The sequence below is a fragment of the Robbsia betulipollinis genome (genome assembly GCF_026624755.1).
Classification (GTDB): domain Bacteria; phylum Pseudomonadota; class Gammaproteobacteria; order Burkholderiales; family Burkholderiaceae; genus Robbsia; species Robbsia betulipollinis.
On sequence record NZ_JAPMXC010000006.1, the window covers coordinates 333697 to 359858 of the forward strand.

23 protein-coding genes and 4 pseudogenes are annotated in these 26162 nt (G+C 58.0%); 14 read left to right on the top strand and 13 right to left on the bottom strand.

Translation table 11 applies throughout. The annotated features are described in order from the left end of the window. Positions 1–5: 5 nt before the first annotated feature. On the bottom strand, positions 6–278 hold the full coding sequence (locus OVY01_RS17515) for an acyl carrier protein (protein WP_267848837.1): 273 nt from the start codon (positions 276–278) through the stop codon (positions 6–8). A gap of 33 nt (positions 279–311) precedes the next feature. Further along, positions 312–1304, bottom strand: a complete 993-nt coding sequence (locus tag OVY01_RS17520; protein ID WP_267848838.1) for a methyltransferase — start codon at positions 1302–1304, stop codon at positions 312–314. A gap of 614 nt (positions 1305–1918) precedes the next feature. Here OVY01_RS17520 and OVY01_RS17525 point away from each other — a divergent pair. Together OVY01_RS17525 and OVY01_RS17530 are read left to right on the top strand one after the other, a co-directional pair. Continuing rightward, positions 1919–2695, top strand: coding sequence for a helix-turn-helix domain-containing protein (locus OVY01_RS17525; protein WP_267848839.1), 777 nt, complete (start codon positions 1919–1921; stop codon positions 2693–2695). Between the two features lie 73 nt (positions 2696–2768). After that, the gene (locus tag OVY01_RS17530; RefSeq protein WP_267848840.1) at positions 2769–3533 is read left to right on the top strand and encodes a sulfite exporter TauE/SafE family protein; all 765 of its coding nucleotides are present in this window, start codon (positions 2769–2771) and stop codon (positions 3531–3533) included. A gap of 57 nt (positions 3534–3590) precedes the next feature. Here the strand turns inward: OVY01_RS17530 and OVY01_RS17535 are convergent, their stop codons facing one another. The 3 genes from OVY01_RS17535 to OVY01_RS17545 form a co-directional block, all read right to left on the bottom strand. After that, the gene (locus tag OVY01_RS17535; protein ID WP_267848841.1) at positions 3591–3986 is read right to left on the bottom strand and encodes a PPC domain-containing DNA-binding protein; all 396 of its coding nucleotides are present in this window, start codon (positions 3984–3986) and stop codon (positions 3591–3593) included. A 10-nt stretch (positions 3987–3996) separates the two neighbouring features. Beyond that, on the bottom strand, positions 3997–4539 hold the full coding sequence (locus OVY01_RS17540; RefSeq protein WP_267848843.1) for a PPC domain-containing DNA-binding protein: 543 nt from the start codon (positions 4537–4539) through the stop codon (positions 3997–3999). A 185-nt stretch (positions 4540–4724) separates the two neighbouring features. Beyond that, entirely contained in the window at positions 4725–5615 is an 891-nt protein-coding gene (locus tag OVY01_RS17545) for a LysR family transcriptional regulator (RefSeq protein ID WP_267848844.1), read from the bottom strand. A 186-nt stretch (positions 5616–5801) separates the two neighbouring features. On the opposite strand from OVY01_RS17545, the gene OVY01_RS17550 reads away from it, so the two are divergent. Next, the gene (locus OVY01_RS17550; protein ID WP_267848845.1) at positions 5802–6875 is read left to right on the top strand and encodes a sigma-54-dependent Fis family transcriptional regulator; all 1074 of its coding nucleotides are present in this window, start codon (positions 5802–5804) and stop codon (positions 6873–6875) included. 89 nt (positions 6876–6964) lie between these two features. Here the strand turns inward: OVY01_RS17550 and OVY01_RS17555 are convergent, their stop codons facing one another. From OVY01_RS17555 to OVY01_RS17570, 4 genes are all read right to left on the bottom strand, one after another. Then, positions 6965–7765 carry an SDR family NAD(P)-dependent oxidoreductase gene (locus OVY01_RS17555; RefSeq protein WP_267848846.1) on the bottom strand — a complete coding sequence of 267 codons (801 nt, stop codon included), beginning with the start codon at positions 7763–7765 and terminating at the stop codon, positions 6965–6967. A gap of 43 nt (positions 7766–7808) precedes the next feature. Beyond that, the gene (locus OVY01_RS17560; RefSeq protein WP_267848847.1) at positions 7809–9704 is read right to left on the bottom strand and encodes a TRAP transporter large permease; all 1896 of its coding nucleotides are present in this window, start codon (positions 9702–9704) and stop codon (positions 7809–7811) included. Beyond that, entirely contained in the window at positions 9704–10723 is a 1020-nt protein-coding gene (locus tag OVY01_RS17565) for a TRAP transporter substrate-binding protein (protein ID WP_267848848.1), read from the bottom strand. Before OVY01_RS17565 ends, OVY01_RS17560 begins: the two co-directional genes overlap by 1 nt. Before the next feature lie 305 nt (positions 10724–11028). Then, complete coding sequence (locus tag OVY01_RS17570; protein WP_267848849.1) at positions 11029–11865, bottom strand: IclR family transcriptional regulator; 837 nt, start codon at positions 11863–11865, stop codon at positions 11029–11031. Positions 11866–12021: 156 nt separating this feature from the next. On the opposite strand from OVY01_RS17570, the gene OVY01_RS17575 reads away from it, so the two are divergent. The 5 genes and pseudogenes from OVY01_RS17575 to OVY01_RS17600 all read left to right on the top strand — a co-directional run. Beyond that, positions 12022–13188: an acetyl-CoA acetyltransferase gene (locus OVY01_RS17575; RefSeq protein WP_267848851.1), complete on the top strand. Its 1167-nt coding sequence runs from the start codon at positions 12022–12024 to the stop codon at positions 13186–13188. 37 nt (positions 13189–13225) lie between these two features. Further along, complete coding sequence (locus OVY01_RS17580) at positions 13226–14812, top strand: acyl-CoA synthetase (RefSeq protein WP_267848852.1); 1587 nt, start codon at positions 13226–13228, stop codon at positions 14810–14812. 88 nt (positions 14813–14900) lie between these two features. Next, the gene (gene dld, locus OVY01_RS17585) at positions 14901–16637 is read left to right on the top strand and encodes a D-lactate dehydrogenase (RefSeq protein WP_267848853.1); all 1737 of its coding nucleotides are present in this window, start codon (positions 14901–14903) and stop codon (positions 16635–16637) included. A 503-nt stretch (positions 16638–17140) separates the two neighbouring features. Next, a pseudogene (locus OVY01_RS17595) lies at positions 17141–17287 on the top strand (transposase); the annotation flags it as partial. A 31-nt stretch (positions 17288–17318) separates the two neighbouring features. Beyond that, positions 17319–17438 (top strand): annotated as a pseudogene (locus OVY01_RS17600) (DDE-type integrase/transposase/recombinase); the annotation flags it as partial. Here OVY01_RS17600 and OVY01_RS17605 read toward each other — a convergent pair. Further along, positions 17434–17553 (bottom strand): annotated as a pseudogene (locus OVY01_RS17605) (integrase core domain-containing protein); the annotation flags it as partial. The pseudogenes OVY01_RS17600 and OVY01_RS17605 overlap by 5 nt on opposite strands. Positions 17554–17803: 250 nt before the next feature. Beyond that, positions 17804–18450: pseudogene (locus OVY01_RS17610) on the bottom strand (glutathione S-transferase family protein). 370 nt (positions 18451–18820) lie between these two features. Between OVY01_RS17610 and OVY01_RS17615 the strand changes: the two are divergent. From OVY01_RS17615 to OVY01_RS17640, 6 genes are all read left to right on the top strand, one after another. Then, entirely contained in the window at positions 18821–19840 is a 1020-nt protein-coding gene (locus OVY01_RS17615) for a D-cysteine desulfhydrase family protein (RefSeq protein WP_267848854.1), read from the top strand. Between the two features lie 381 nt (positions 19841–20221). Then, positions 20222–20521 (top strand): type II toxin-antitoxin system RelE/ParE family toxin, encoded by a 300-nt coding sequence (locus OVY01_RS17620; protein WP_284700916.1) that lies wholly within the window; start codon positions 20222–20224, stop codon positions 20519–20521. A 2-nt stretch (positions 20522–20523) separates the two neighbouring features. After that, a complete protein-coding gene (locus OVY01_RS17625; protein WP_267848856.1) occupies positions 20524–20835 on the top strand; it encodes an addiction module antidote protein in 312 nt (103 codons plus the stop codon). A 363-nt stretch (positions 20836–21198) separates the two neighbouring features. Further along, positions 21199–22212 (top strand): serine hydrolase domain-containing protein, encoded by a 1014-nt coding sequence (locus tag OVY01_RS17630; protein WP_267848857.1) that lies wholly within the window; start codon positions 21199–21201, stop codon positions 22210–22212. A 284-nt stretch (positions 22213–22496) separates the two neighbouring features. Beyond that, the gene (locus tag OVY01_RS17635; protein ID WP_267848859.1) at positions 22497–23579 is read left to right on the top strand and encodes an alpha/beta hydrolase; all 1083 of its coding nucleotides are present in this window, start codon (positions 22497–22499) and stop codon (positions 23577–23579) included. Positions 23580–23809: 230 nt separating this feature from the next. After that, a protein-coding gene (locus OVY01_RS17640) for an IS3 family transposase (RefSeq protein WP_267848860.1) occupies positions 23810–25020 on the top strand; the annotation gives its coding sequence in 2 pieces (ribosomal slippage) (positions 23810–24125 and positions 24125–25020; 1212 coding nt in all). A 130-nt stretch (positions 25021–25150) separates the two neighbouring features. Here OVY01_RS17640 and OVY01_RS17645 read toward each other — a convergent pair. Both OVY01_RS17645 and OVY01_RS17650 read right to left on the bottom strand, forming a co-directional pair. After that, on the bottom strand, positions 25151–25666 hold the full coding sequence (locus tag OVY01_RS17645) for a hypothetical protein (RefSeq protein WP_267848861.1): 516 nt from the start codon (positions 25664–25666) through the stop codon (positions 25151–25153). A 216-nt stretch (positions 25667–25882) separates the two neighbouring features. Continuing rightward, on the bottom strand, positions 25883–26162 hold a 280-nt coding region (locus OVY01_RS17650), incomplete at its 5' end, for an IS30 family transposase (protein WP_267848862.1).

The window sequence follows — 26162 nt, forward strand, 5'->3', positions numbered from 1 at the left end:
GGTGGCTACCTCACTGCGCTGGACGTGGCATCTTGATGCGTCTGGACAAACGACACCACCGAATCGATGGTTCTGAGATCCTCGACTTTCACCGTGGTCGACACGTCATGACCGGCGATTTCTCCGAGAAACATGATGAAGTCGAGAAACTGCATGCTGTCGAGGATGCGATCCTCGATGAGGTTTTTCCCCTTGATAGATGCCGAATCGGTACCGCGATTGTCATTGAGCCACTTGGTGACTTCGGATTCGATCATTGAGGCGGAATGCATGGGCATATCAACTCCAAAAGGTAATGAAAGAGATCGCGATCAAGGCTTGCGCGCCGCCAAAAGACAAAAGCCGCTGTTTTCTTCCTTGAGCACGGCGGGTTTGCCGAACCCTTCATCCGAAATCAACGACTTCATGTCGTCGATGGTCCAACTGCGCCCCCCATCCCAGAGTGCCAACGCTGACAGGTTGTGCAGCGTGGCGAACTGCGGGGAGCGACGATCTTCGGCGAGAAAGTAGCCCTGGACCAGAAGCGTTCCGCCCGGTCGCAACGCCGCCAACGCCCGCCGCAGCATCGAATGGCAAACGTCGGAATTTTCCTGATGCAATACGTTGGAAAAGAGCAATGCGTCGGCGTCCGTGCCGAACGTATCCGTGCGGTAATCGGCGACACGCCCGCTGATGCGGTCCTGGAGTTCGTGTCGCGCCACGGTCTGCCGGGTGATCTCGATGACCGGAGCAAGGTCGAGGACGACGGAGGTGACCTCCGGTCGTTCCCGGCACAATGCGATCGAATACGTTCCGGCGCCGCCTCCCACATCCACGAAATTCACGATAGGCACGTCGTCCAACGCGGCCGCGAACGCCGTGCCTGAACGCGACGCGAATTCATGCATGCCGAGAATGAAGTCCTGCATGAAGGCGGGATCCTCTCCCAGCCATTTGGCCTGGTTGTCCACTGCCTTTCCGGCCTTGACCGCACTGGCCAGATCGAGCCACGGCCGTTTCCATCGGTCCATGATCCGGATCCAGTGCACCAGGGACTCGGGGTTGTCTTTGGTCATGAACCGGTCCGAGCAGACGGTGTTCGCATAGGCGCCGTCGACGCAGTCGAGCAGCTTGGACGCGACCGAACAATCCAGCAGGCGCTCCAACGGCTCGGGGTGACACGCCAGCGCCACCGCCAGGGCTGCGCACGTTTGTGGCTTGTCCACGAGCAAATCGGGAATGCCGAGTTCGACGAGTGCGTACAGGGGCTGGCCTTCCCAATGACCAAAGGCCAATCGGGAAAATGTCATAAAACTCAAATCCATACGGTCACTCCTGGTCAACGTTGCGACTGGCGTCGAGAAAATGAAGCGCATGCGCACCGGATCTAAGAAATCCAGCTGCGGGGCAGTTATTCATTTCCATTCAATGGGCAAGGCAAGGCACGGCACGGCACCGCCATCGCGGAATCGGTGGATTCACGTCGACCGGTCATCAATTCAATAGAATTGAATTGGGGAACGCTGTCGGGCAACGGTTCGCCGGAGTGGGCGCCTTATATTCGAAGGGAAGAGGCATGAACCGAAATTGCGTGTCGGTGCCGTAGCGCCTTTTCCGGATCGATATTGGAATCAATCATGACGGGTCTCCGAGGGGTCCATATAATGAACCTCATTTATTTATCTTTCTTCGAAAACCATTGTAGTGCGATAAAAAAAATATTCAAGCAAGATTTAATTCCAAATAAAATTGGACCATATTGTGGACCGAAAAACGAGAGTGCAAGAATATATTCCGTTTGGCGCTGTGATAATGGAGAAAATTGCCGGACGTTCCATTCAGGACACTTGGCCGCCATCAATCAATTCTTTTATAAAATAATCTCGTGAAACCAAAAAAGTTGCGTCATTGCCAAGCCGTGTCGGACGCTGGCGCCTCGATGCATTCCGAGTTGGCGACGACGGCGCACATCGCCGTGCGGCTTCCCGCGCCGGCCGTCGCAAAAGCGTGTGTTCCCGTTTGGACATACGAATGCGCGGAAGAGGGGGGACGCATCGAAGTCGCCCGTTGGACCGATGACGGTTCCTTGCCGTTACGGACGCATTTTCACGAGGAAACGCAGGTCACGGTTGTCCTCTCGGGGGTGCGGTCTTTCCATGTCGGTGGCCAGACGCTCGTCGTGACCGCGGGACACTATGTCGTGATTCCCGCAGGATGGTCCCACCGGGCGGAAGCATCGTCCGCCTTGATCAGCCGTGGCGTGAACGCGTATCTGCGGGAAGCGTTGTTGATACGGGAACCTGCCGTGGGATCCCTGGCCCTCATCGAAATGAAGCAGCACAACCTGGACTATCGGGCGATGGCTGAGTCGATTTTGTGCCGGACCGGCTCTGGAATGCGCGAGCGCGATATCTTGAAAGCAAGAACGGTAGCGCTGGCGGCAATCAGCTCGTTCGAGAAATTGTCGGACGTTGCCCGTGGACAGGGCGTGACGCGTGAGGCATTCAGTCGGCGGGTGGCCGAGTTGCTCGGCATGCCACCGCACCGGTATCGAAGCATCGAGCGGTTGAACCGCGGACGCAGGCGCCTGAGAGCCGGCGAGGATGTCGCGACGATCGCCGCGGATCTCGCGTTCGCCGATCAAAGTCATTTCACTCGCCTCTTCCGCGCGACGTTCGGCACGACGCCGGGACGGTATCAAAAAGGGTTCGCGTGATCACATTTGTTCAAGACGACAGGATGATCGGCCCGTAATATCGTCGCTCCTGCGTGCGATCGGAGAGTTAAAGATGGATTGGCGAGCTTTTCTTTTGTTGGCCGGCGCCGGTGTTCTTGGCGGCATCATCAACGCGCTCGCCGGTGGCGCGACCTTGATCACCTTTCCGGTCATGCTAGCGGTGGGCCTTCCTCCGGTCATCGCGAATGCCTCCAATGCTGTCGCCATCGCGCCAGGACACTTGCTGGCGACACTGGCAGACCGACGGAAACTGCCTCGGTTCGGAATGCGCCTGGTGTGGCTGGGTTTGGCCGCCGGCCTTGGCGGCGCGGCAGGTGCCATTATCCTGCTCGCGCTTCCGCCACGACTGTTCATACTGCCGGTCCCCGCATTGATCGCATTTGCCACGCTGCTGTTCGCGTTCGCGCCGTCCATTCAGGCATGGAGTCGGCGTAGTCCGCGTGGACTCGTTTCGTCCAGCGACACGCGTGGAGGATTGTTGATCGCCGTCGCCTCGGTGTATGGCGGATTTTTTGGAGCGGGCCTGGGGGTGATATTGACGGCGGTCGTCTCGATCACCGACCCGGGAGATATCCGCACGATCAAGGTGCTGAAGAACCTGCTCGCGTCGTTCGTCAGCATCGCCGCCATCATCATTTTCGTCGCAAAGGGGATGGTGCAATGGCGGGAGACCATCTACATGCTCATAGGAGCCCTGCTCGGCGGCTATCTCGGTGGACATCTGATCCGCGTGCTGCCCGCGGTCGTGGTGCGCTGGTTCGTCCTCGTGGCAGGCACGGTGATGACGGCAATCTATGCGGCGCAGTACTGGTTCTAAGCCCGGCGCGGTAAGTCCGGCAGCGTTCGCGACGCCTTCGCGGCGGGTACCTTGGCGTCATGCCGGCAGCCATTCCTGGATGGACGCCTCGATGGTGATGAAGGAAAGGTTCGCGCCTTTCTTGAAGCGCCCGGCGAAAAGATCGCCGTTCGTGTCCGCGACGATGCCACTGAGGTGGGATGTGGGAAGACCGCCGACCACGTTCACCTCGCCGAATACATTCAATATTTCCACGCCCGGTCCGGCGACACACTGCTCCCGGACCGAGAGCGCGTCGCCGCGAAGCAGGGTCGCGGCAGTCAGGCTGCCCACCACGCCGCGGACGACCGCACGCTGGATGTCGTGCTCGACGCACATGGCCTCGATCGACTCGATCAAGTCCTCGTTGGGCTTCAAACGCGCCACGATCAGCCGGCCATACACCCCTGATTCAATACTGACGTCGATTGTCATTCCCGTTCCCCTAGTTCCTGTGAACCGGCGTCAGTAAATCGAAACGCGTTTCGTCGTCCGGCGAGATCACGTACTCGATATCATCGAAAAGACATACGCGAACGACGAGGCCATCCAGCCCGGCGACGCAGGCATCAAGCGCGATGTGCCCGCCATGTTGTTTCCCCGCCGCGTCGATGAAGCCGCCGTGGCAGTGGAGGATCTGCGCGCCGTCCGGCTTGCGTCCAAGGGTGACCGCCGCCGTGACCAGCGTCAGTTCGCCGTCGCACTTGATTGGCGAGCCATAGCCAAAAGGCGCGTCGCCCGCGGTCGCGACGATCACGTGGTACTGGAGCGAACTGAGCGACCCCGCCGCGACACGGCCGCAGCCGCTGACCGTGCCCCGGGGGGACAGCGCCTGCCGCAGCGCCGCGCCGACATTGGCGTGCGCGGGTACGACGATGCGCAGTTCGGCCCCGCGCGGCATCGATTCGCTGTCGATCAAACGCGGCCAGGTCGGGGTGCCTGGATGAACGAAGTAAGCGGGACGCCGCGCAGCTTGTGGGAAGGACATGAGCGTTTCCATTGAGGGGATCGTCGAACTCTTCGGATTACGCAAGATAAATGCCACTTCGCATGGCTGCCCGACGCGCCTGCGCCACGGGGTTTGCGCACGCCAATGGGGCGCGGCATGCGACACGGCGTGCGACACCTGAGCGCGACAAATGCGACAGGTGTCGCACGCCGCGTTGCGACACTTCAGGCGTTGATCCGGGGCCACATCCGTTCGGCGCTTTGCGAGAAAGTGTCGATGCAGGCGTTGCGGTTGTCGCGCGACCATACGAGGGCGACTTCGACGATGGGCGTCGAGTCGAGCGGTTTGAATACGACATGCGCCGGCCGTGCGGTCTGAATGGACCGGTGCACGAGCGCGACGCCCAGATGCTGCCCGACGAGGCTGACGATGGTCTGCTGGAAATTGGTTTCGAGTCTGATCCTGGGCGTGAAGCCGGAACGCTTGCAGTGTCCGACGATCGTATCGTAAATATAAGGAGACGCGCCGCGTGGCGAAATCAGGAAGCCTTCGTGCCGCAAGTCTTCCACATTGATTGATTTTCGCGAAGCGAGCGCGTGGCCGGCCGGAAGCGCCGCCACCAGGGGTTCCCGATACACCGTACGCACGACCAGACCGTCACTGTTTTCCGGCGGATACATGATCGCGACGTCGGTCCTGCCGTTGCGGATGTCGTCGATCAGCAGCGTCGGTATGGATTCGCTCAGCTTCAGTTCGACATCGGGAAAGTTCGACGTGTAGGCGCGCGTGAGGCTCGGCACGACGCTGTAGGCCGCCGCGAACATGAAGCCGACCGACAGGGTGCCGGGGCTGCCTGCGCCCGCCGCGAGGGCATTGCGCCGGGCGCGCTCTACCGCGGCGAGTATGTCGGTGGAATCGATGAGAAACTGTTTGCCGGCCAGGGATAACTGAACGTTCCTCGTAGAGCGGTTGAAGAGCTGAACCCCCAGTTCGTCCTCGAGCAACGCGATCTGACGCGATAGCGGGGGTTGCGATATATGCAGTTTCGCCGCGGCGCGCCCGAAGTGCAGCGTGTTCGCCAAGGTCACGAAATATTGGAGATGGCGCAACTCCATATTGATACCTTGAGGGTATAAGTCGTTGCGCTATTTTATATTGGAAAAGATCAATCCACACTATTAGTCTCGTATTTGCGGCAAAGCGCAGAGAATCGCCACAAGCGATTCCCAGCGTCCACAGCACGATGGCGAATCCCTCGGTTACTCGCGTGCGCCGCCACAACCAAAAGATTGGAGACGAACATGACCGCCCACAAAGCAGTCGGTGCCGATGGCCAAGACGACGCCCGCTTCTATCCCGATATAGACGAGCTGGGGAATGACGACCCATCTTGCAAAGCGCTGATCGAGCGTGCAAAACGGCTGATCGATCGCAGACTGCCAGTGTTGATTCTCGGGGAGTCCGGCACGGGAAAGGAGTGTCTGGCGCGCGCCCTGCATGCCTACAGCCAGCGGCGGAACGCAGCTCTGGTCACCTTGAATTGCGCGGCGATTCCCGAAAACCTAATTGAAAGCGAACTTTACGGTTACGCACGCGGCGCTTTCTCGGGCGCATTGTCCGCGGGCATGAAAGGCCGGCTGATGCAGGCGCACAAGGGCACGCTTTTTCTAGACGAGATCGGCGACATGCCCGCTTCGCAGCAGATGCGTTTCCTACGGGTGCTATCGGAAAAAGAAGTGGCACCGCTGGGTGCATCGGCGCCGGTTCGGGTGGACTTTCAGCTTATCTGCGCGACTCATCAAGACCTGTTCGCCCGTGTGGAAGGCGGGACGTTTCGCGAAGATCTCTATTACCGCATTGCGGTGGGCATCGTCAGCTTGCCGCCTCTGCGCGAGCGCGGCGACCGCGCCTTACTCATCAACAAGATACTTGGCGAGGAACTTGGCGCGGCCGCCGCTACTGTCGCGCTTGCTGATAACGTGGTCGATCTTCTCATGACGCATCGATGGCCTGGCAATGTGCGGCAGTTATCGGCCGCCTTGCGCTATGCCTGCGCGGTCCGAACGGGAGATCGCATCGAGGTAGGTGACCTGCCGCTGGACCTGCTCACAATGCGCAGCAGCGGCAGGCATGAACAGCCGCGGGTCGTCGAGGCGACGCAGATCGTCACCCGAAACCGCCATCAGGAACGGGAACGCATAATGGCGGCGCTGGTCGAGCGCCGCTGGAATATCTCGGCCGCGGCGCGGGATCTGGGCGTGTGCCGCGCGTCGGTATATAGGAAGCTCAAGGAACTGCGCATTCCGCACGTGCGCGATGGCATCGCGGGGCAGGCCGATGAGCCTGCTCCCATGCATCTTGCCGCGGTGGCCTGATCGGCCCCTGAAGATACGCGAGGAGGCAGACACACCTATGCGCGTGGTCTCCTCGCCGCGTTTGGTGACGGGCAAGGAGGGGCGCGCGATCAGATCTCGAGCACGCCTGCGGCGGTAAACCCGCCATCGACCGCGATCGTCTGGCCCGTTATGTACGAGGCGTCATCCGAGGCGAGAAACGCGACGGCTGAGGCGATTTCGTCCGGCGAGCCGTAGCGGTTCATCGGCACGAGCCGCAGGAAGTTGTCGCGTGACGCCTGCGAGTGCAGGGCATGGACCATCGGCGTCTCGATCGGTCCCGGCGCGATGCCATTCGCGGTGATGCCGAACTGCGCGAGTTCGATCGCCATCTGTCGCGTCAAGCCGATCACCGCGGCCTTCGACGTCCCGTACGCTGTTCTTCCCCAACTGGCGCGAATGCCGCTGATCGAGGCGATGTTGATGATTCTGCCCCAGCGGCGTTGCATCATCATCCGGGCAGCCCGCTGTCCCAGCAACATTGGACCCGTGACGTTGATGTCCATGACACTCTGCCAGTGGTCCGACGGGCATTCCCAAAAAGGAAAGGTCTTGGCGATCCCGGCGTTGTTCACCAGGACGTCGCACTGGTCGAACTCGGCTGTGATCTGATCGAACGCGTCAGAGATCGAATGCGGATCACCTACGTCCATCGGCATCGCGACGGCGCATCTGTCGAGCGGCGAGAGCGCCTCGGCGAGCGCTCTCGCCGCGGATGCATCCCGGTCAGCAATGATGACGGCGAAACCATCCCCGGACAGTCGCCGGACGATAGCCTCGCCGATTCCCATGGCGCCCCCAGTCACCAGGGCAACGCGCTGGCCCGGCGATAACGATACTTTGGTTAAGCGAGTTTCGGTGAATGCGGTCAATTGACGCTCCTCTGAGAGAGATGATCGATATCGACAATCGCACTCACTCGGCCGCGTGCCCGAGAAATCCGGTCGATAGCCAAGGTATGAAGGCAACGAGTAGCAGCGCGATCAGCAACGCGAACAGGTAGGGCCATATTCTTTTGCCGACACCGTCGGGCGATGTTTTGCCAATCGCGCATGCGGCATAGAATCCGACGCCGAATGGTGGCGCGAAAAGGCCGAGTCCCATGGCGAGGATTACCACCATCGCGTAATGCACTTCGTTGATGTGCAACGCATGGGCGGCGGGAAAGAGGAGCGGGCCGAAGAGCACGATGGCCGGAATTCCTTCGAGCACGCTCCCGAGGATCGCGAAGCACACAATGGTCACGATCATGAAGCCAGTAGCGCCGCCTGGAACGGACTGCATCATGCCGACGAGATAAGTGGAGAAACCCGAGCGCGTCAGCGCCCATGCCATCGACGTTGCCAGTCCGATGATCAACAGGATCGCCCCGGAGAGCGCGGCGGCATCCACCAGCATTTTATAGAGGCGGCGATAGGCAAAGGGTTTGCCGAATAAGCTCGCCAGGATTCCCGCAATCAGCGTGTAGATCACGCCAAGCGTGGACACCTCAGTGGCTGTCGCTACTCCTTCGACCACGGCGGCACGGATGAGCACCGGTAGCGCCAGCGCCGGAACGGCGATGACGAAGGTGCGCATGACGACGCGCAGCGGCGCGCGTGACAGGGTAGGCGCGTCAGCGCGGCGTGCCTTCATCCAGCATACGAAGGCGATCGCCACGGTCGCGATCAGTGCTGGCAGAAGTCCTCCCACGAACAACGCGCTAATCGATACGCTGCAGACCGCGCCGATGGTGATGAGTACCAGGCTCGGCGGAATGGTTTCGGTCATCGCGCCGGACGCGCTCAACAGCGCCGCCAGATCCTCGCCCTGTACGCCGCGGGATTTCATTTCGGGAAACAGTGCGGGCGCGATCGCCGCCATGTCGGCGGCTTTCGATCCAGAGATGCCGGAGACGAGGAACATCGCGCCGAGCAACACGTATTGCAGGCCACCACGCACGTGCCCGAGAAGCGACGCCATGAAATCGACGAGATTGCGCGCGAGGCCGCTGATTTCGATCAATCCGCCCAGCAACACGAAGATCGGTACGGCAAGCAGGATCAGGTGGGACATGCCTTCGTCCATGCGACTCACGACGATACCCAGTGGCGCATGGGTGACGACCGTTAGATACGCCACCGTCGAGATGCCGAACGCGAAACCGATCGGCACGCCAATCAACACCGCCGCGCCGACCAGCAGCACAAAGAAGACCAGCAGGTTGAGATTACCCATCGCGATGAAAGCGGGTTGTAGCAGCCACAACGCGGCACCGATCGCGGCGATCGTGGCGACGCCACCTAGGATCGCCGTGCGGCCGCCGTTCATCAACAGGTTGCCGATGGCGAACAGCAGCATGAGGGCCGCGCCCACCGGTACGGCGAGGGCGCGAAGCCCGTCGGCAATGCCGAGCGCTGGCGTCAGGATCGCCATTTGTTCGGATGCGTGTTGCCCGGCGGGCAGCAGAATGATCGCCACGAACAAAGCGACCACCAATTGCGAGACGGACTCGCACCAGCGCTGCGCGGCCGGACTGAACCGGTTGACGATGGCCGTCATGCGCATGTTTTCGCCGCGGGCGAGCGCCAGCACGGCACCCAGCATCGCGAGCCAGGTGAAGAGCATCGACGCGAGTTCATCGGTCCACGTCAATGGCGAATCGAGAACGTAGCGCCAGACGACGCCCGTTATCAGGACGCTCACCTCGGCCAGGAGGAGCGCGGCCGCGGTCAATTCGACCAGCGTCGTCAACACGCGCAGTGGAATGGCGAGCGGCGCGTTCACGCCGTCGCCGAGCCGAGCATCGAGAGAGGAATGGACGGATTCCATTAGACGAGCGTCCCGGTATATTTCTCAAGGATCGCCCACGCTTGCGGTCCAAACTTCTTCTGCCACTCCCCGTAGAACCCGCTGTCTGCGAGTTTTTTGCGGAACAACGCGGGATCGGGTTCGTTGAATGCCAGGCCGACACCGCTGAGCTCGCCGCGCAAGTGTGCATCCAAATCCTGCACATCCTGTCGCTGCTTGGCTGCCGCGTCGTTGACCGCGCTGCGGATGATTTGCTGGATATCTTTCGGAAGGCGATCAAAGGATGCCCTGTTGCCGAGGAACCAGAAGCCGTCCCACATATGGTTGGTCAAGGCGCAATGCTTTTGAACCTCGTAGAGCTTTGCGGTGTAGATGATCGAAAGCGGGTTTTCCTCGCCCTCTACGATATGGGTCTGCAACGCGGAATAGGTCTCGGAAAAGTTCACGCTGGCGGGCGCCGCACCCAGCGCCTTGAACATGGACGTCCACAAGGGACTCGCCGGCACGCGCAGTTTCACTCCCTGCATGTCGTCGGGTTTGTTCAAAGCCTTGCTGCCGGTCGTAATTTGCCGAAAACCGCCGTTCCAGATCTTCTCGAAGGCAAAGAGCGGCGTGGCCTCGATCTGTTTGCGCACGTGCGCACCGAGATCGCCGTCCATCGCCTTCCAGACCTGATCGTAATTCTTGAACGCGAAGCCGATCCCGCTGATCTGGGCCGACGGAATGTAAGTGCCCAGGATCAACGGCGACAACGTGAAGAAATCGACGGCACCCGATCGAATCTGCGAGAGCGTATCGGTATCACTACCGAGCTGGCTGCTGGGATAGACCTGCAGCTCCACACGTCCTTTCGATTCCGACGCAATGCGCGTGGCCATCTCCTTCGCGCGCAGATTCATCGGATGCTGGAGCGGCAGGTTGTTGGCGTATCGAAGCGTGAATTCGGCGGCGTGTGCCCGAAGTGCAACGGTACCCATGCCGGCTGCGACCGCAGCGGTCGAGATGGTCTTGAGGAACTCTCGGCGGGATTTTACGTGCATGTCACATCTCCTGTGTCATCCTGTCTCATCGCCGTTTTCGGGCGATTTTTTACTTATGTGTCAAACGGTCGGGAGGCGATATTGCGAATTATTCTTTGTGAAAATTGTCGGGAAATCAGAAAGAAGAATGCGCAATAAAAATAGTTAATTCCATAATATGAACCGCAAAAACGATCGAACTGTACGTTGGGGCCATTAGAAACCTTGAATGTATCCCCCGTCAAACCGTTCCATTGAAATTCGGTGTAAACGATGACGTTATAATGTGGACCATTTATTCCGGCCCGGAAATGCTTATGCACGCTTTATTTTTTTCCTCTCGCGGACCGTGCTCCGGGATTGGCCGCGAAGGACGCGGTGCGAATCAAATGTCCTTCGAGCGTTTTGGCGGCATCCACCAGCACTTTCCCCAATTCACGTTGACGTGATTCCGGAAGCCGGGATTCGACCGCTGCGATAGTCAAAGCGCCCACCACGTCGCCCCGCGACGAGTGCACCGACGCGCCCAGCCCCCAGGACCCCTCGACGACCATTCCCTCGTTGACTGAATACCCGAGCCGCCGCGTGAGCGCTACCGCGGCGCGTATCGATTTCATCGGGAAATGGGCATAGTGCTTCGCCAGGCATTCGTGATTGGCTTCCATGCAGCGTTCGACCTCGTCGTCTTCCAAGGCTGCAAGCATGGCCAGGCTTCCCGCGCCGACGCCAAGAGGATGGCGAGTGCCCGGTTGCAGCACGTGTGTTTTCAGCGGAAAGTCGCCGTCCTCGCGCAAGACGCATACGGCGGAACTGTCGCTGCGTATGGAAAAAAACGCCGAGTCGCCTGAAGTGCGCGCGAGCCGCGCGACGATATCGCCGGCGTCGCGTCCGAGTCCGAAGCGTTCGTTCGCGATGCACCCCAGCACATAGCATTCGCGGCCTACGAAATAGCGCAGGGACGACGCGTCCTGCTCCACCATCCCGTCCGCCATCAGCGCCAGCAGCAAGCGGTGCACGGTTGGCTTGTTCAGTTCCGTGTCGCGAACCAGCTGCGCGAGATTGATGCCCGTGGTTCTCGACTTCGCCACAGTGCGCAGGATGCGCAATGCGCGTGATATCGCCTGTGCTCCTGGCACGCCTTCACTCGCTTTCGTCCCAGTCATTTTAAGAGGTCCATATTATAGATTCATCGTTTACCCGGAATACGGGCAGTATCGCCTGCGTAGAGGCTTTCTAGGGATATCATTGCCCATGTTGCTTATTTGCATTTAATAAATAGTCCATAAAATGGACCTCTTTAAACAATATAAGGGCTTTCAATGAACCCCGCAATCATTGGCTGGCATCATCTACAATTCGGCAAACTCGATGCGCTGGGACCAGAGGAAATGATCGCGATGACGGCCGGCGCCGCAATTGCGCATGCGGGCATCGACGCGGCGGCGATCGATTCGGTCCACGTCGGCACGTTCAACGCCGGCTTCGTCTATCAGGATTTTCCGTCCGCGCTGGTGTTCAACGCCATTCCAGCGCTGCGCTATACGTCAACCGTGCGCTGCGAGAACGCATGCTCGACGGGGTCGGCGGCGATTTACTCCGCGCTCGACGCGATTCGCTCAGGGCGCTCGAAGTACGCGCTGGTGATCGGCTATGAAAAGATGACGGGTTTGCCAACGAAAGAGGTCGGCGAAATCCTGACGAAGTGCTCATACGCGAAAGAGGAAGCAGGCGCCGAAGGTGGATTCGCCGGTGTTTTCGGCCGTATCGCGCAGGCGTATTTCGAACGGTACGGCGATCAGTCGGACGCGCTCGCCGCAATAGCCGCGAAGAACCACGCGAACGGGGTATCGAACCCGTACGCGCACATGCGTCGGGATTTCGGCTATGCATTCTGCCGGCATCCGTCGGAGAAAAATCCCTTCGTCGCGGGACCGCTCAAGCGTACCGACTGCTCTCTGATTTCCGATGGCGCCGCCGCGCTGGTCATTGCCGCCGCCGACTGTGCGGACGATGCGCCACGTGCCATCACGTTCCGCGCGGCGGTGCAGGTGAGCGATTTTCTGCCGCTATCGCGTCGCGATCCGACCGACTTCACCGGCGCGCGCCGAGCCTGGCAGCAAGGGCTCGCGGACGCCGGGCTCACGCTCGATGATCTCTCGCTGGTGGAAACCCACGACTGTTTCACCATCGCCGAACTGATCGAATACGAGGCGATGGGCCTTGCCGAAAAGGGGCAGGGCGCGCGCGTCATTCTCGATGGCGTCTCGACGAAGCAGGGCCGTCTGCCGGTCAATCCGTCCGGCGGCCTGAAGTCGAAGGGGCATCCGATTGGCGCGACCGGCGTTTCCATGCACGTGATGGCCGCGATGCAGCTCGCCAACGACGCCGGCGACATGCAGATACCGAATGCGCGGCTGGCGGGGGTTTTCAATATGGGAGGCGCGGCGGTCGCCAATTATTTGAGCATCCTCGAGCGGCGCCATTGACTCGCCCACTCCGCGACCACTTCATCAGGGGCTCTTCATGTTGACAACCGTCATGAACCTCGGCGACTTGCTGACGCAAGTCGCCCGCCGCCATCCGAACGAACCGGGCTTCATCACGCCAGCGGGCGCGCATACTTGGTCAGAGATTAATCGGCGCGTGGACACGTTGTGCGCCGCGTTACGAGCATTCGGCGTCGAAAAGGGCGATCGGATTCTGGTGCACTCGCGCAATAACCTGCCGCTGTTCGAGAGCGCTTATGTGGCATTCAAGCTCGGTGCGGTCTGGGTGCCGACCAATTACCGGGTAGCGCCGCCGGAAGCAGCGTATCTGGCAAAGTCGAGCAAGGCACGTGTGATGATATACGATCGTGATTTCGGACCCTACGTGGATGCGGCACGCGCGGCGTCCCCCGCCTTGATGCACGTCGTGGCGATCGGGGAGCCACGCGAGAACGAGCTGTCGTACGAGGCGATGGCGATCGGCGGCACGGCGCAGACGCCATTTCCGGCCGCGGAAGTGGACCGCGACGATCCCCTCTGGTTCTTCTACACGTCCGGCACGACCGGTTCCCCGAAAGCTGGCACGCTCACGCATGGACAGATGGCCTTCGTGATCAACAATCATCTCGCCGACCTTCTTCCGGGAATTTCTCATCGGTCGCGTTCGCTGGTGGTTGCGCCGCTTTCGCATGGCGCGGGCATCCATGCGATCGTAAATACCGCGCGCGGTGCGGCAAGCGTCCTGCCTGGCTCGGAACGACTCGATCCAGAGGAAGTGTGGTCGCTCGTGCAAACGCATCGCGTTGACAATATGTTCACCGTGCCGACCATCGTCAAGATGCTGACCGAGCACGAGTCCGTCGACCGCTATGACCATAGTTCTCTCCGGTTCGTGGTCTATGCGGGCGCGCCGATGTATCGCGCGGATCAGAAGCACGCGTTGAGCAAGCTCGGACGCGTGCTGGTGCAGTACTACGGGCTGGGGGAAGTGACCGGAAACATCACGGTGCTACCCCCGGCTTTGCACGAGGAGGAGGATGATGCGCCCGATTGCCGCGCCGGCACCTGCGGCTACGCGCGCACGGGCATCGAGATCGCCATCTTCGCCGACGACGGCAGGCGGCTGGCGCCCCTCGAGACCGGGGAGATTTGCGTGCGCGGACCGGCTGTCTTCGTCGGGTACGACGACAACCCGGAAGCGAACGAAAAGGCCTTCAAGTTCGGCTGGTTCCATACGGGCGACCTCGGACACCTCGACGATCAAGGCTACTTGTTCATCACCGGACGCTCCTCCGATATGTATATCTCGGGTGGATCCAATGTGTATCCGCGCGAGGTCGAGGAAGCGTTGTTGATGCACGATAGCGTGCACGAGGTGGCCGTGCTCGGTATGCCGGACCCGAAGTGGGGCGAGTCCGGGATCGCGGTCGTTGTCTGCAAGGGTGGGCACCGGCCATCACCGGAACAGTTGCTGGGTCACCTCGAAGGGCGGCTGGCACGCTATAAATGGCCGCGCGAGTTCGTATTCTGGGACGCGTTGCCGCGGTCCGCCTACGGCAAGATCACGAAGAATGACGTGCGCGCGCAGCTCGCCGCGCGGGCGAGCGAGCCCGTGAGCGTCTGAGGCTGCGTCGCCAGTCCAGCGCCTACGGCACCGAGCGCTGCGATGGCGACGTCCACTGCGGCATATTTCGACCGAACATTCTCTCTCGATGGCCTTCGATATCCCGAAAACTGCGTCGTCCCGTGTGGGCCTAGCCTTGTGCGATACATTTCGCCGTATCGTGGGCACGCGGTACGTGTTGACCGACGAACGCGCGACGCGGCGCTACCGCATTGGATACCGCTACGGTAGTGGCGTGGCCGCGGTGGTGGTGCGGCCCGGCACCCTGGTCGAGCAGTGGCAGATACTGGAACAATGCATTGCGGCCAGCGTCATCGTCATCACGCAGGCATCCAACACGGGGCTCACGGGCGGATCGACTCCCGACGGGGACGACTACGACCGGGACATCGTCATCGTCAGCACGTCGCGAATCAGGCAGGTCTACCCGATCGCCGAGGGACGGCAGGTCGTCTGCCTTGCGGGAGCGACGCTGGACCAGCTCGAGCGGGTGCTGGAACCGCTCGGGCGCGAGCCGCACTCCGTCATCGGCTCGTCGTGCATCGGAGCGTCGGTGATCGGCGGCATCTGCAATAATTCCGGTGGATCGCTCGTGCATCGCGGTCCCGCCTATACCGAGATGGCCGCGTACGGTTGCGTGGACGCGTCGGGGCGGCTTCGGCTCGTGAACCATCTTGGCATCCGCCTGGGGGAAAGTGCCGAGCGAATACTCGCGCGCCTTGATGCCGGCGACCTGCCTCCCGCTGATATCGCGTTCGGCGACGCCGCGGCGTCGGATCGCGACTACGCGCGCCACGTGCGCGGCATTGACGAGGCGTCGCCCGCTCGCTACAACGCCGATCCCCTGCGGCTTCACGAAGCATCCGGGTCGGCCGGCAAGCTGATGGTCTTCGCGGTACGCCTGGACACGTTTCCCATCACGAGGGGCGCGAAGGTTTTCTATATCGGTACGAACCATACTCATGAACTGACCGACCTCCGCCGCCACGCGCTGGCCCGGTTCGCGTATTTGCCGATCGCCGGCGAATACCTGCACCGCGATGCCTACGACATCGCCGAGCGGTACGGGCGCGACCTGTTTCTCATAATCCAGTATTTCGGCACGCATCGGCTCCCGGCATTTTTCGGTTTCAAGACGCGCTGCGATGCATTCTTCGACGGCTTCCGGTTCTTGCCACGGCATGTGAGCGACAGGATCCTGCAGCGCGTTTCCAGACTGTTCCCCCGGCATTTACCAGCGCGCATGAATACCTATCGCGATCGCTACGCGCATCACGTAATGCTGAAGGTTCAAGCCGAAGGTGTGGAGGAGGTCCGCACATGGCTGCAAGATTATTTTTCCAAAGCAAGCGGTGATTTCTTCGAATGCACGCCCGACGAAGGGAAAAAGGCGTTTTTGCATCGCTTTGCAGCAGCCAGCGCAGCGGTGCGCTACAGGGCGGTACACTCAGATATGGTGGAGGACATCGTCGCGCTCGACGTTGCCCTACGGCGCGACGACCGTGAATGGTTTGAAACGTTACCTGCCGATATGGCGGGGAATTTTATCTTGAAACTTTATTATGGACATTTCCTCTGTCATGTGTTCCACCAGGATTACGTAGCGAGGAAGGGCAGCAATTGTACGGCGCTCGAGCACGCTTTATTGCGGATCCTTGATGAACGCGGCGCGAAGTATCCAGCCGAGCACAATGTCGGGCACTTGTACGAAGCAGCTCCCGAACTGCAAGCGTTCTATAGGAAGCTCGATCCATGTAACTGCTTCAATCCGGGAATTGGGCTCACGTCGAAACTTGCACATTACCGAGGAAGCGACGCGCCTTGATGGAGGGGGCGCGGCATCACAATCAAGCGATGCTGGCAGACGACAATGGGAGGCGGTTTTCTCATGCCAAATAATTGGCTATAGACGAATAAATAATGTCAAGTGAATATGTTGAGCAGTGTAGGCGCACTGGCGAGCCATATCCAGGCGCCAGCGATTGGCGTTTGAGGTCGTGATGCATGACCGCCGCGGAGAGCTCCACGCCATGGACTTCACGGAGTTTCTCGCAACGAAGGTCGGACCGAAGTCTGGATAGCGCTCAGAGATCAATGCCAGCGCTTGTCTGGCCAGCCCCGGTGCCAGTTGATGATTACTCGGCCGGGCACGTTTGCGGGATATCAAACCCGTCGGACCTTCAAGCCGATAACGCAAACATAGCCGTCCAAGTTGACGCATGCTGAGTTCGAGCCGTTCGGCTGCACGCCACGGCATCAGCAGCCCTGACCATGCCTCGAAACGACGTACAGCAGAGATGTTGGATAATCTGTTGAACGGAGGTCGAGATGGTCGAAAAGAACGTACCGAATCGTCGCTACAGCGAGGAATTTCGCACGGAAGCGGCAAGGTTGGCCAATTCTGTGGGGCATAACGAGGCAGCACGCCGCCTCGGGGTACCGGTGGCGACGATAGGCAACTGGGCGCGCAAGCAGCAGCGTAATGGCGCGGCGGGCGTCTCTGGCAACGGGCGAAGGCTGGCTTTATCTGGCAGCGATTCTGGACTTGGGGAGCCGGCGCGTCGTTGGATGGTCGATGTCTGAACGCATCGATGCGACGCTGGTTTGCAACGCCTTGCGCTCGGCTTACCGTAGTTCAGACTCGAGTGTGGTCGGACTTCGTTGTAATGCCGGCGCCAGTCGTCAATCACGATCTTGGCTTCGATACGGTTTCGGAACCATTCCATAGCAAGGCATTCGTCGTTCCCCTCGGGAGTTTAGACGCAGAACGGGATCATCAACCTAGGTGTGATGCCGTGTCCGGGAATATGGGGGCAAATCCACCGCCTGATGCCATCATTGAACCGATGTGACTTAACATAAGAACTGTTGCAGGCCGAATTCAAAATCCTCGCGACGGCGGCTTTTCGGCCAAAAGGGTCATTCCAGCGCAGCTATCCCACTGGCTGTTAATTGAGACAAAGCGGCCGACGGAATCGCATAAAATTCGCCCTAATAGTCGAGCCGCCCTCGCAAATCGTCAAATGGAATCATCACATTCTCTACGTATGCGGGACGTTCCTTCAGTCGCAGGTACCAATTTTCGATATTTGGTAGGTGTGGTCTGTCGATGTCCAGTTCGAAGTAGCGGTAGAGGTGGGTACCGATGACAATGTCTGCTAAATTCAGTTGGTCCCGCGCTAAAAGCGGCCTCTCAGAAATAACTTGATCCAGAAGCAAGAAATATTGCGCGCACAGGTCGATACTTTGTTGGACGCGGACTGCGTCCCTCTGCTCCGGTGGAGTTCGGAAAAAGCCCCAGAACACTCCGGTAAGGAAAGCTGGCTGCAAACTCGCTTGAGCCCAGTCCATCCAACGATTGCGCTGGAACGGGCGGCCGCGTCATCATTCCAAAAGCTTGGTCGCCCATAACTCGCCGCCAGATAGCGCAAGATACTGTGCGACTCCCAAACGACTACTCCGTTATCGTTAATGACAGGGACTTTCCCGTGTGGATTCATAGCGCGGAACTCTTGGGTATCTTTAATTCCGTGACCACCACCGGCCGGAATATGCTGATGCTTCAGGCCAAGTTCGCCAATGAGCCACATTACCTTTTGCACATTGAACGAACTGCGACGGCCCCAAACGCTCAACATGTTGTTCTCCAGAAATAAAGATCAACTGAGTATAGATGCAATCAATCAAGCAAGGACCGATCACGGCTAAAGAAAATGGGGCGCAAGCTCGGCCGTTACCGACGCTCGGTCACCCGGCAACCGATGACCAAAAGTGGCTGAACAACAGACATCGAGGTTAAAATCCTGTGCAGGGTATGGGAAAATCCCAAATCGGCCACTAGCGGCCGTTCGGCGTCGCTGCGCAAATCGTTGACATCGGATCGAAGAGAGGGCTCGCGACTGTTGCGCGCCTATACTCAAACGCCACGGCTCTTCCGATATCATTAGAGTCAGTGCAGATACGATCGCAAGTAATCGCGCTGTGGAATTCATCCAATCGCCGAAGCCAATGACCATCGCATCAATATCCCAGCTTGATCTTTCGAAATTCCCGCGTCGTATTCTTCTTGAGGGGCCGACCCCCATCCAGCACCTTCCTCGCCTGAGTGCCCGCCTTGGTGGCATCAACATTTTCGTTAAGCGGGAGGATTTGAACGGCTTAGGCGGCGGCGGTAACAAGTTGCGAAAGCTCGAGTTCCTGATCGGGGAAGCAATCGCAAGCGGCGCGGACACGATAATCACTGTCGGGGCAAGACAGTCGAACCACGCCCGCCTGACGGCCGCAGCAGCCGCACGTGTTGGTCTCAATTGCGAACTTGTTCTGACTAGAGCGGTGCCGCGTTTCGACACCGACTATATCGACAACGGCAATATCCTGCTTGATAGCCTGTTTGATGCGCGCGTGCATGATTTGCCGGGTTCGGCAAACGCATTGCAATTCGCCGAAGAACGCGCGAAAGAGCTGCGAGCGCAAGGTCGAAACGTGTATGTATGCCCGCTCGGTGGCTCAAGTCCCGTCGGTTGTTTGGGGTATGCGGATTGCGCGGCTGAAATCATGGCCCAATCGAACGCAGTTGGTTTGGTGTTCAATCGCATCGTCGTTCCCAACGGAAGCGGAGGAATGCACGCTGGGCTCGTCGCTGGGTTTGTCGCAATGAACTTGAATCCGTCGCTTATCACCGCGTTCACTGTATATGGGCGGGCCGAACAGGCTCATTCCGCCACACTCGATAAGGCAAATCAAACCGCTCGACTCATAGGTACAGATCTGCTCGTTGATAGCACTGCGATCTCGATTGACGAAGCGCAACTCGGACCCGGCTACGGAATCCCAACAGACAGCATGCGCGCCGCTGTTCGCCTGCTGGCCTCGACGGAAGGCTTGTTGCTTGATCCCGTATATGGCGGAAAGGCCTTCGCGGGTCTCGTGCAAAGCGCAACCTCCGGAAACTACGTTGCCGGTCAAAATATTCTATTCGTGATGACCGGTGGGCTTCCGGGGCTTTTTGCTTATCGAAGCGAGTTTTAACTTCGCGTGTTGCATCGGCAATTTGAGTGGCTGCTTCGAATCGACCTGAGGGTCTCTTCCGGGTCGATAGCCGATCGTCATGCCAGAGTTTCCCGCTTGCACTTGCCAACGCCCACTCTGCTGCCCGTTGCAGACATCGGCAAAGTCGGTGCCGAACGGCTGTTCCGGCCGAGAAACGGTCTTCTATGTCAGAGTGGGATATTCATCGAGCAGGCAGTATGCCGAATGACACTTATGATAACTCTCGTTATCAAAGTCGATGGCTTGTCGACAATCCGCTCTGCGTGTGGTGGTACCACCTTCATCTCTCATTCACTCACAGAGCGGCTGCATCCGATCGGGTCGATTGACAAACTGTAATCATTCGATTACAGTTTGCTCATGATCTACATTGTGAAACAGCTAGATGGGTTCTCCGACTGGCTCAAGGGTTTGAAGGATGGGCTTACTCGGCAACGCCTCGTCAAGCGGCTACGTAAAGCCCAGCTGGGAAACTTGGGCGATGTTGAGTCGGTAGGGGATGGCGTCTTTGAGATGCGAGAGCATTTCGGGCCGGGTTGGCGTATGTACTATGTCCAGCATGGGGAGTTGGTGATCGTGATGCTCGGTGGTGGTGACAAGTCGAGCCAGCAGGCTGATATTCGGCGAGCTATCGGGCTTGCGAAAGCCTTGGAGAATTAATCATGGTAAAAAAAATTAAGGTTTCGGAAGTTTCTGAGTTTGATGCCGCTGAATACTTGAATAGTGAAGAGGATGTGGCAGCATATCTGACTACGGTTCTTGAAGAAAACGATCCGGCTTTATTGGCCGCTGCCATTGGCGATATTGCTCGAGCACGTGGAATGTCGCAAGTTGCCAGGGATTCGGGAATCGCTCGCGAAGCTTTATATAAGGCTCTTCGACCTGGCAGCGAGCCGCGTTTTGAGACTATTAGCCGCGTTTGTGCAGCGTTGGGGGTTCGATTAGTAGCGCAGCCAATGCATATAACGCTCTGAAATATAAAATCGGACAGCACTAAAACTAGTTCGGTTATAAGGACCGGCACTTTATAACTGGTTAGATAACAAGACTGTCTAGCATAGGTAAATTTAACATAAGACCTGTTGCAGGGCGAATTCAAAATCCTCGCGACGGCGGCTTTTCGGCCATTGCAGCCGTTCGACACCGAGCCTGCCAATGGCCGAAGTCGGCAGCAAAACAGACATTGGCGATGCAAGCGGAAGACCCCGCCATGGGCGGCGGTCATTATCGGCCACGACCTGTCGTTCTACATGGCTGTGGAAATCGTCAAAATCTGGATTGGATAAGCTTCCTGCGAGGGGGCACACCCGCTGCTTTATCTCAAAATGCGAGGGCAAATGGACCAAATTAAAACATCGCTGGATAGTCGACTTCAACGCGTGATGGCCAACAGGGATGTAACGGGCGCTTCCGTCGCATACGTGCGGGCTGACGCGATCGAGGTGGCGGCGATCGGCCAGAGAGACGAGGTGACCGCTGCCCCTGTTACTTGCGATACCGTATTCCCAGTGGCATCGCTGACGAAGCCAATCGTATCGTACGCTGTGCTTCAGCTCGCGGATGCTGGAGTGCTGGACCTCGACGAGCCGCTTTCTCGTTCGATTGTACCGGTCGTTCCCGACGATCCGTTGTCAGCTCTTATCACGCTGCGCCACGTCCTGACACACACCTGTGGTCTACAAAACGTCCGCGGAAAGGACCCAATTCGAATGTATTTCGCTCCTGGCTCGTGGTTCAGTTATTCCAGTATGGGCTTCACGCTCATGCAGTCCGCCGTAGAAGCCCGGACTGGCGAAGGACTGGAAGCAACGGTGCGTCGTCTTGTATTTAGTCCGCTGAGGATGCGCTTGTCGAGCCTTGAGTTGCAAGACCGGTTTCTCAGTAATCTTGCCAGCCCGCACGAAGCGAAGGAGCGGATTGAAACTCATCGTCCCCTAACTGCCAACGCCTCCTATACGCTTCACACAACCGCTTCCGACTACGGCTCTTTCGTTGCGGCAGTACTCCGTGGCGATCGCCTCAAGCCCTCAACCTGGGCGACGTGGTTGACCGCGAACGTTATGGTGCCGAAGGACGAGATTGTTCACTTGCATGGCACGCCGTCGGAGACCGAGAGTGACATCGGTTGGGGGCTAGGTTGGGGCGTCGAGCCGAGTCACAGGGCGTTTTTTCAGTGGGGCAAGATGACGGGGATCAGAGCTTTCGTTTTGGGTAGTCTTGAGCAACAAGCGGCTGTCGTACTGCTGACTAACAGCAATAAAGGCCTGCGGCTGATGGCCGACGTTACTCGCGACGTACTACCGGGAAGTCATGCTGCAATTCGTTGGCTCGCCGAGAACGTCAGCGAATGAATCAGTAGAGCAACTACTAACGCCGGTCCTCGTCTGCGGTGCGACGCGAGTCGCTTGGCCAGTGGGCGGTCAGGACCGGTCGTTCGACGTTGCCCCTAGATTGCCGACAATCAGCAGAGGCGCGTAATAGTGCGTTACTTTTCTCGCCCTCGCTCAAGTCAACAGCATAAGTACGCAGGCGTTCTACAAATAAATTCAGCTGGCTTTGCCACACAGTTTGGCAGCTTGACAACGAGGCTTCGAGGAAATCCGACGTGTACCGATCACACCTTATCGCATGCATCATGGTAATTTTTCTAGGTGCAGTAATGCCGTCATGTGCATCCGCTCAGACGGAGGGTCGCAAATCTATTTCGCCTGCTTCAGATGTCAAGGGTATGCCGGAGCGTGAGCTTGTAGATACCCCGGTACCCATAGTGCAAAAGGGCCGTCTGCCCATTAAGACCCGAGCTGGCGAATTTGAAATACCGATTGCGGTGTCGCGTGACTGGACCAAGCCGCAAGATGATGTAACCCGTGCTGTCGTCGTGATACCAGGTTGGCCTCGGCGTGATCTTCGGTCAGGAGAGCACGCTGCAGAAGTGGCGGGAGCCGCTGCGAGTGCAACTGTCATAGTCACGCCTCAGTTTTTGACGGCGCGAGATGCCGCCGCACATAATTTAGCGGACAACATTCTCAGATGGGGTGAAGATGACTGGAAGGTAGGAAAGACATCGCAGGACGCGGCGGGAATCAGTTCATTTCAAGTCGTCGATGAGATTTTCCACCAGTTGGCAAATCGTGCGATTTTTCCAAACCTCAATACTATTGTGCTGGCCGGGCATTCAGCCGGGGGGCAATTTGTTCAAAACTATGCAGTTCTTGGAAGAGGCGAAGCTGATCTTGGGAACGCTCTTGTCCATGTTCGGTATGTAGTAGCAAATCCTGCGACGTATCTTTATCTGACAAACGAGCGCCCCGATTCAAACGGGGACTTTTCGCCTTTCAACGCAGCCTGGTGTCGCTCCTTCAATCGATGGAATTACGGTCTGCAAGCTGGCATCCCTGCCTATTCGCCACGACCGAGTTCGATTGATGAACTGAAGACACGCTATCTCCTACGCGACATTATCTATCTCCTCGGGACCGCAGACAACGCCCCAGATGGGGACGGCCAGGATCAGTCATGCGCTGCCGAAGCGCAAGGTGCAACACGTTATACTCGTGGACGCGCCTTTGATGCTTACGTGCACATACTTGCCCCCCACACAACCCAGCAAGTTTTCGAGGCTCCTGGGATCGGACATTCCAGCTACCGAATGTTCTCATCGTCGTGCGGGCTGGCGGCATTGTTCGACAGCCTAGGTTGCGACTCTGCATCGGAATGATTGCTTCGGAGAATTGCGGCTGTCCCTTTTGGTTCATGAGCCGACTTTGTTGGTGTTGTTTCTAGCCCATATTCGTTAATGTCCGCTCTGCGGCCCTCTGCTGTCATCGGTACAGTCGATGCCAGATGGCCGTTATTGGAACGGCCCCCTGAATCACCGGACACGGTCTCTGCCTTAAAATAACGGGTAGGCATACGACTGTGTTTAAGACCAACATTAGGCAGGAAGTGATGGAAGTGTTGACGGGGCCCGAGCGTCGGCGACGGTGGGCGGCAGAAGAGAAAGCGGCGATGGTGCGGGAGAGCCTGGAACCGGGCAAGACCGTATCAATGGTGGCGCGCCGGCACGGCGTGAACCCCAACCAGTTGTTCCATTGGAAGAAACTGTATCAAGATGGCAGCCTCTCGGCCGTGTCTGCTGGCGAGGAAGTCGTGCCAGCCTCCGAATTGGTCGATGCGCTCAAGCAGATCCGTGAGTTGCAGCGGCTGCTTGGTAAAAAGACCGTGGAAGTCGAAATTCTCAAAGAAGCCGTGGAGTACGGTCGAGCAAAAAAATGGATAGCGCGCTCGCCATCATTGCCGGGGGACGACCAGTGAAACAGGTCTGTGATGTCCTCGGCGTTGCGCGCTCGAACGTGTCGGCCAAGCGTGCCCGTGTAGCCGATTGGCAAGACGGGCGAGGTGCTGTGCAGCAGGACGATACAGAATTGGTCGAGGAAATCCAGCATGCCGTCACTGACTTGCCAAGCTACGGCTACCGGCGAGTCTGGGGCCTGATTCGAGGCGAGCGCGAGGTGCGTGGCGCGGCTCCGGTGAACGTAAAGCGCATTTACCGGGTGATGCGTGTTCATGGTTTGTTGTTGGAACGCCGGCCAAAGCGACCGAGCATTACGCGCCGACATGATGGCCGAGTCGCGGTTGGTAAAAGCAACCAGCGTTGGTGCTCGGACGGGTTCGAGTTCCGATGTGAAAACGGCGAGCCGTTGCGCGTGACGTTTGCTCTGGATTGCTGCGATCGGGAAGCGATGAGTTGGGTGGCTACTACCGGCGGCTACACGGGCAACGATGTACGCGACGTCATGCTTGCCGCGGTCGAACAGCGATTTGGAAATGTCGATGCGGTGCCGGCATCGATTGAATGGCTAAGCGACAATGGCTCGGGATATATTGCGCATGAAACGCGTGCCTTCGCCAACGGCATCGGGCTGACGCCGCTCACCACGCCGGTGTGCAGTCCACAGAGCAACGGCATGGCCGAAAGCTTCGTCAAGACCATAAAACGCGACTACGTCGCGTTCATGCCCAAGCCTGACGCCGTGACGGCAGTACAGAACCTGGCGATCGCGTTCGAGCACTACAACGAGAAGCACCCGCATAGCGCGTTGAAATACCGTTCCCCTCGGGAGTTTCGGCGCAGAACGGAATCATTAACCTTGGTGTGATGCCGTGTCCAGAAATATGGGGCAAATCCAGTTATGGCCGAAAAACGGTCTTCCGTGTCAAAGTGGCATATTCATCAAGCAAGCGCTGTGCCGAATGCCACTTACGATAACTCCCGATATGAATAAAAATCTATATTTTAATTTTTTTTAAAATTGTTTTCGCTATTAATGCCAAAAACAACCAAGAGAAACACCAAAAAAATGCAATGCTAATGTTTCGTATTTTTTGGTATTTAGCATATGAATATTTTTTTTCAATGTCTTCTTGATTCAATCGAAATTCCTCTGCACCTGAAATTATCAGACGTGCAATATGGCCACTACAAAAGTCAGCACGCACTGGTGCGCCAACATGCCCTTCGAGGAGATCTGGTTTCATAGGGGCGCAGCCTCTCCTGGAGCACCACGACAGTGTCGTAGCACTGGCATTAGCTTCTGCGACAATGTAAGTGCCCGCAATATTTGATATGCGTCCTATAGCTACCTTATCGATCAATAAATTATTATATGTATCGACCTTGCATATATCTGATAATTTTGATGGAGGTAGTGGCAGTATCGTTAAAATGCCGGCCATCATTAATCCAGAAATCGCCATTTCAAATGCGAAATTACAAAATTTTGCGATATTAAATTTTTGTTTCATTTATGAATTTTACGATTTTTTAGGCACTTGGTCGACTTTTTGAAGTTGCATGCCGTGATCTATCGTTTAACTAATTTTATATAATGATCAGGTCGATTTGGGAGGACTTTTCTGGAGTCTTAGATTCTGTACGGAAAGTCTACCCTGCAAATGTTTGTGGTTATCCGTCGCGACTGCGCTAAGTAGCAGTTACGGCTGACTGGGCGGTCTCAACAGTCAAGTGCAACGGTTAGCGAATCCTTCGGCGGCCAACTCCATTGCCATGACTTCTTCCGGGGTTTTCCAGCCCAGTGTCTGACGAGGACGGCCATTGAGCAATCTGGCAATGTCGTTGAGTTGCATCTGGCTCACTCCCGACAGGTCGATCCCTTTGGGCAAGAACTGACGTAGCAGACCATTCGTGTTTTCATTGCTGCCGCGTTGCCATGGCGCGTACGGATCAGCGAACCAGATATCCAAGTTCAATTGCCGGGCCAATTCGACATGACAGGTCATC

Excerpts from the sequence above, each read along its gene's own strand:
- OVY01_RS17515 (WP_267848837.1), bottom strand. The coding sequence starts at position 278 with ATGCCCATGCATTCCGCCTCAATGATCGAATCCGAAGTCACCAAGTGG.
- OVY01_RS17520 (WP_267848838.1), bottom strand. The coding sequence starts at position 1,304 with ATGGATTTGAGTTTTATGACATTTTCCCGATTGGCCTTTGGTCATTGG.
- OVY01_RS17525 (WP_267848839.1), top strand. The coding sequence starts at position 1,919 with ATGCATTCCGAGTTGGCGACGACGGCGCACATCGCCGTGCGGCTTCCC.
- OVY01_RS17530 (WP_267848840.1), top strand. The coding sequence starts at position 2,769 with ATGGATTGGCGAGCTTTTCTTTTGTTGGCCGGCGCCGGTGTTCTTGGC.
- OVY01_RS17535 (WP_267848841.1), bottom strand. The coding sequence starts at position 3,986 with ATGACAATCGACGTCAGTATTGAATCAGGGGTGTATGGCCGGCTGATC.
- OVY01_RS17540 (WP_267848843.1), bottom strand. The coding sequence starts at position 4,539 with ATGTCCTTCCCACAAGCTGCGCGGCGTCCCGCTTACTTCGTTCATCCA.
- OVY01_RS17545 (WP_267848844.1), bottom strand. The coding sequence starts at position 5,615 with ATGGAGTTGCGCCATCTCCAATATTTCGTGACCTTGGCGAACACGCTG.
- OVY01_RS17550 (WP_267848845.1), top strand. The coding sequence starts at position 5,802 with ATGACCGCCCACAAAGCAGTCGGTGCCGATGGCCAAGACGACGCCCGC.
- OVY01_RS17560 (WP_267848847.1), bottom strand. The coding sequence starts at position 9,704 with ATGGAATCCGTCCATTCCTCTCTCGATGCTCGGCTCGGCGACGGCGTG.
- OVY01_RS17565 (WP_267848848.1), bottom strand. The coding sequence starts at position 10,723 with ATGCACGTAAAATCCCGCCGAGAGTTCCTCAAGACCATCTCGACCGCT.
- OVY01_RS17570 (WP_267848849.1), bottom strand. The coding sequence starts at position 11,865 with ATGACTGGGACGAAAGCGAGTGAAGGCGTGCCAGGAGCACAGGCGATA.
- OVY01_RS17575 (WP_267848851.1), top strand. The coding sequence starts at position 12,022 with ATGAACCCCGCAATCATTGGCTGGCATCATCTACAATTCGGCAAACTC.
- OVY01_RS17580 (WP_267848852.1), top strand. The coding sequence starts at position 13,226 with ATGTTGACAACCGTCATGAACCTCGGCGACTTGCTGACGCAAGTCGCC.
- dld (WP_267848853.1), top strand. The coding sequence starts at position 14,901 with ATGGCCTTCGATATCCCGAAAACTGCGTCGTCCCGTGTGGGCCTAGCC.
- OVY01_RS17615 (WP_267848854.1), top strand. The coding sequence starts at position 18,821 with ATGACCATCGCATCAATATCCCAGCTTGATCTTTCGAAATTCCCGCGT.
- OVY01_RS17620 (WP_284700916.1), top strand. The coding sequence starts at position 20,222 with ATGATCTACATTGTGAAACAGCTAGATGGGTTCTCCGACTGGCTCAAG.
- OVY01_RS17625 (WP_267848856.1), top strand. The coding sequence starts at position 20,524 with ATGGTAAAAAAAATTAAGGTTTCGGAAGTTTCTGAGTTTGATGCCGCT.
- OVY01_RS17630 (WP_267848857.1), top strand. The coding sequence starts at position 21,199 with ATGGACCAAATTAAAACATCGCTGGATAGTCGACTTCAACGCGTGATG.
- OVY01_RS17635 (WP_267848859.1), top strand. The coding sequence starts at position 22,497 with ATGGTAATTTTTCTAGGTGCAGTAATGCCGTCATGTGCATCCGCTCAG.
- OVY01_RS17645 (WP_267848861.1), bottom strand. The coding sequence starts at position 25,666 with ATGAAACAAAAATTTAATATCGCAAAATTTTGTAATTTCGCATTTGAA.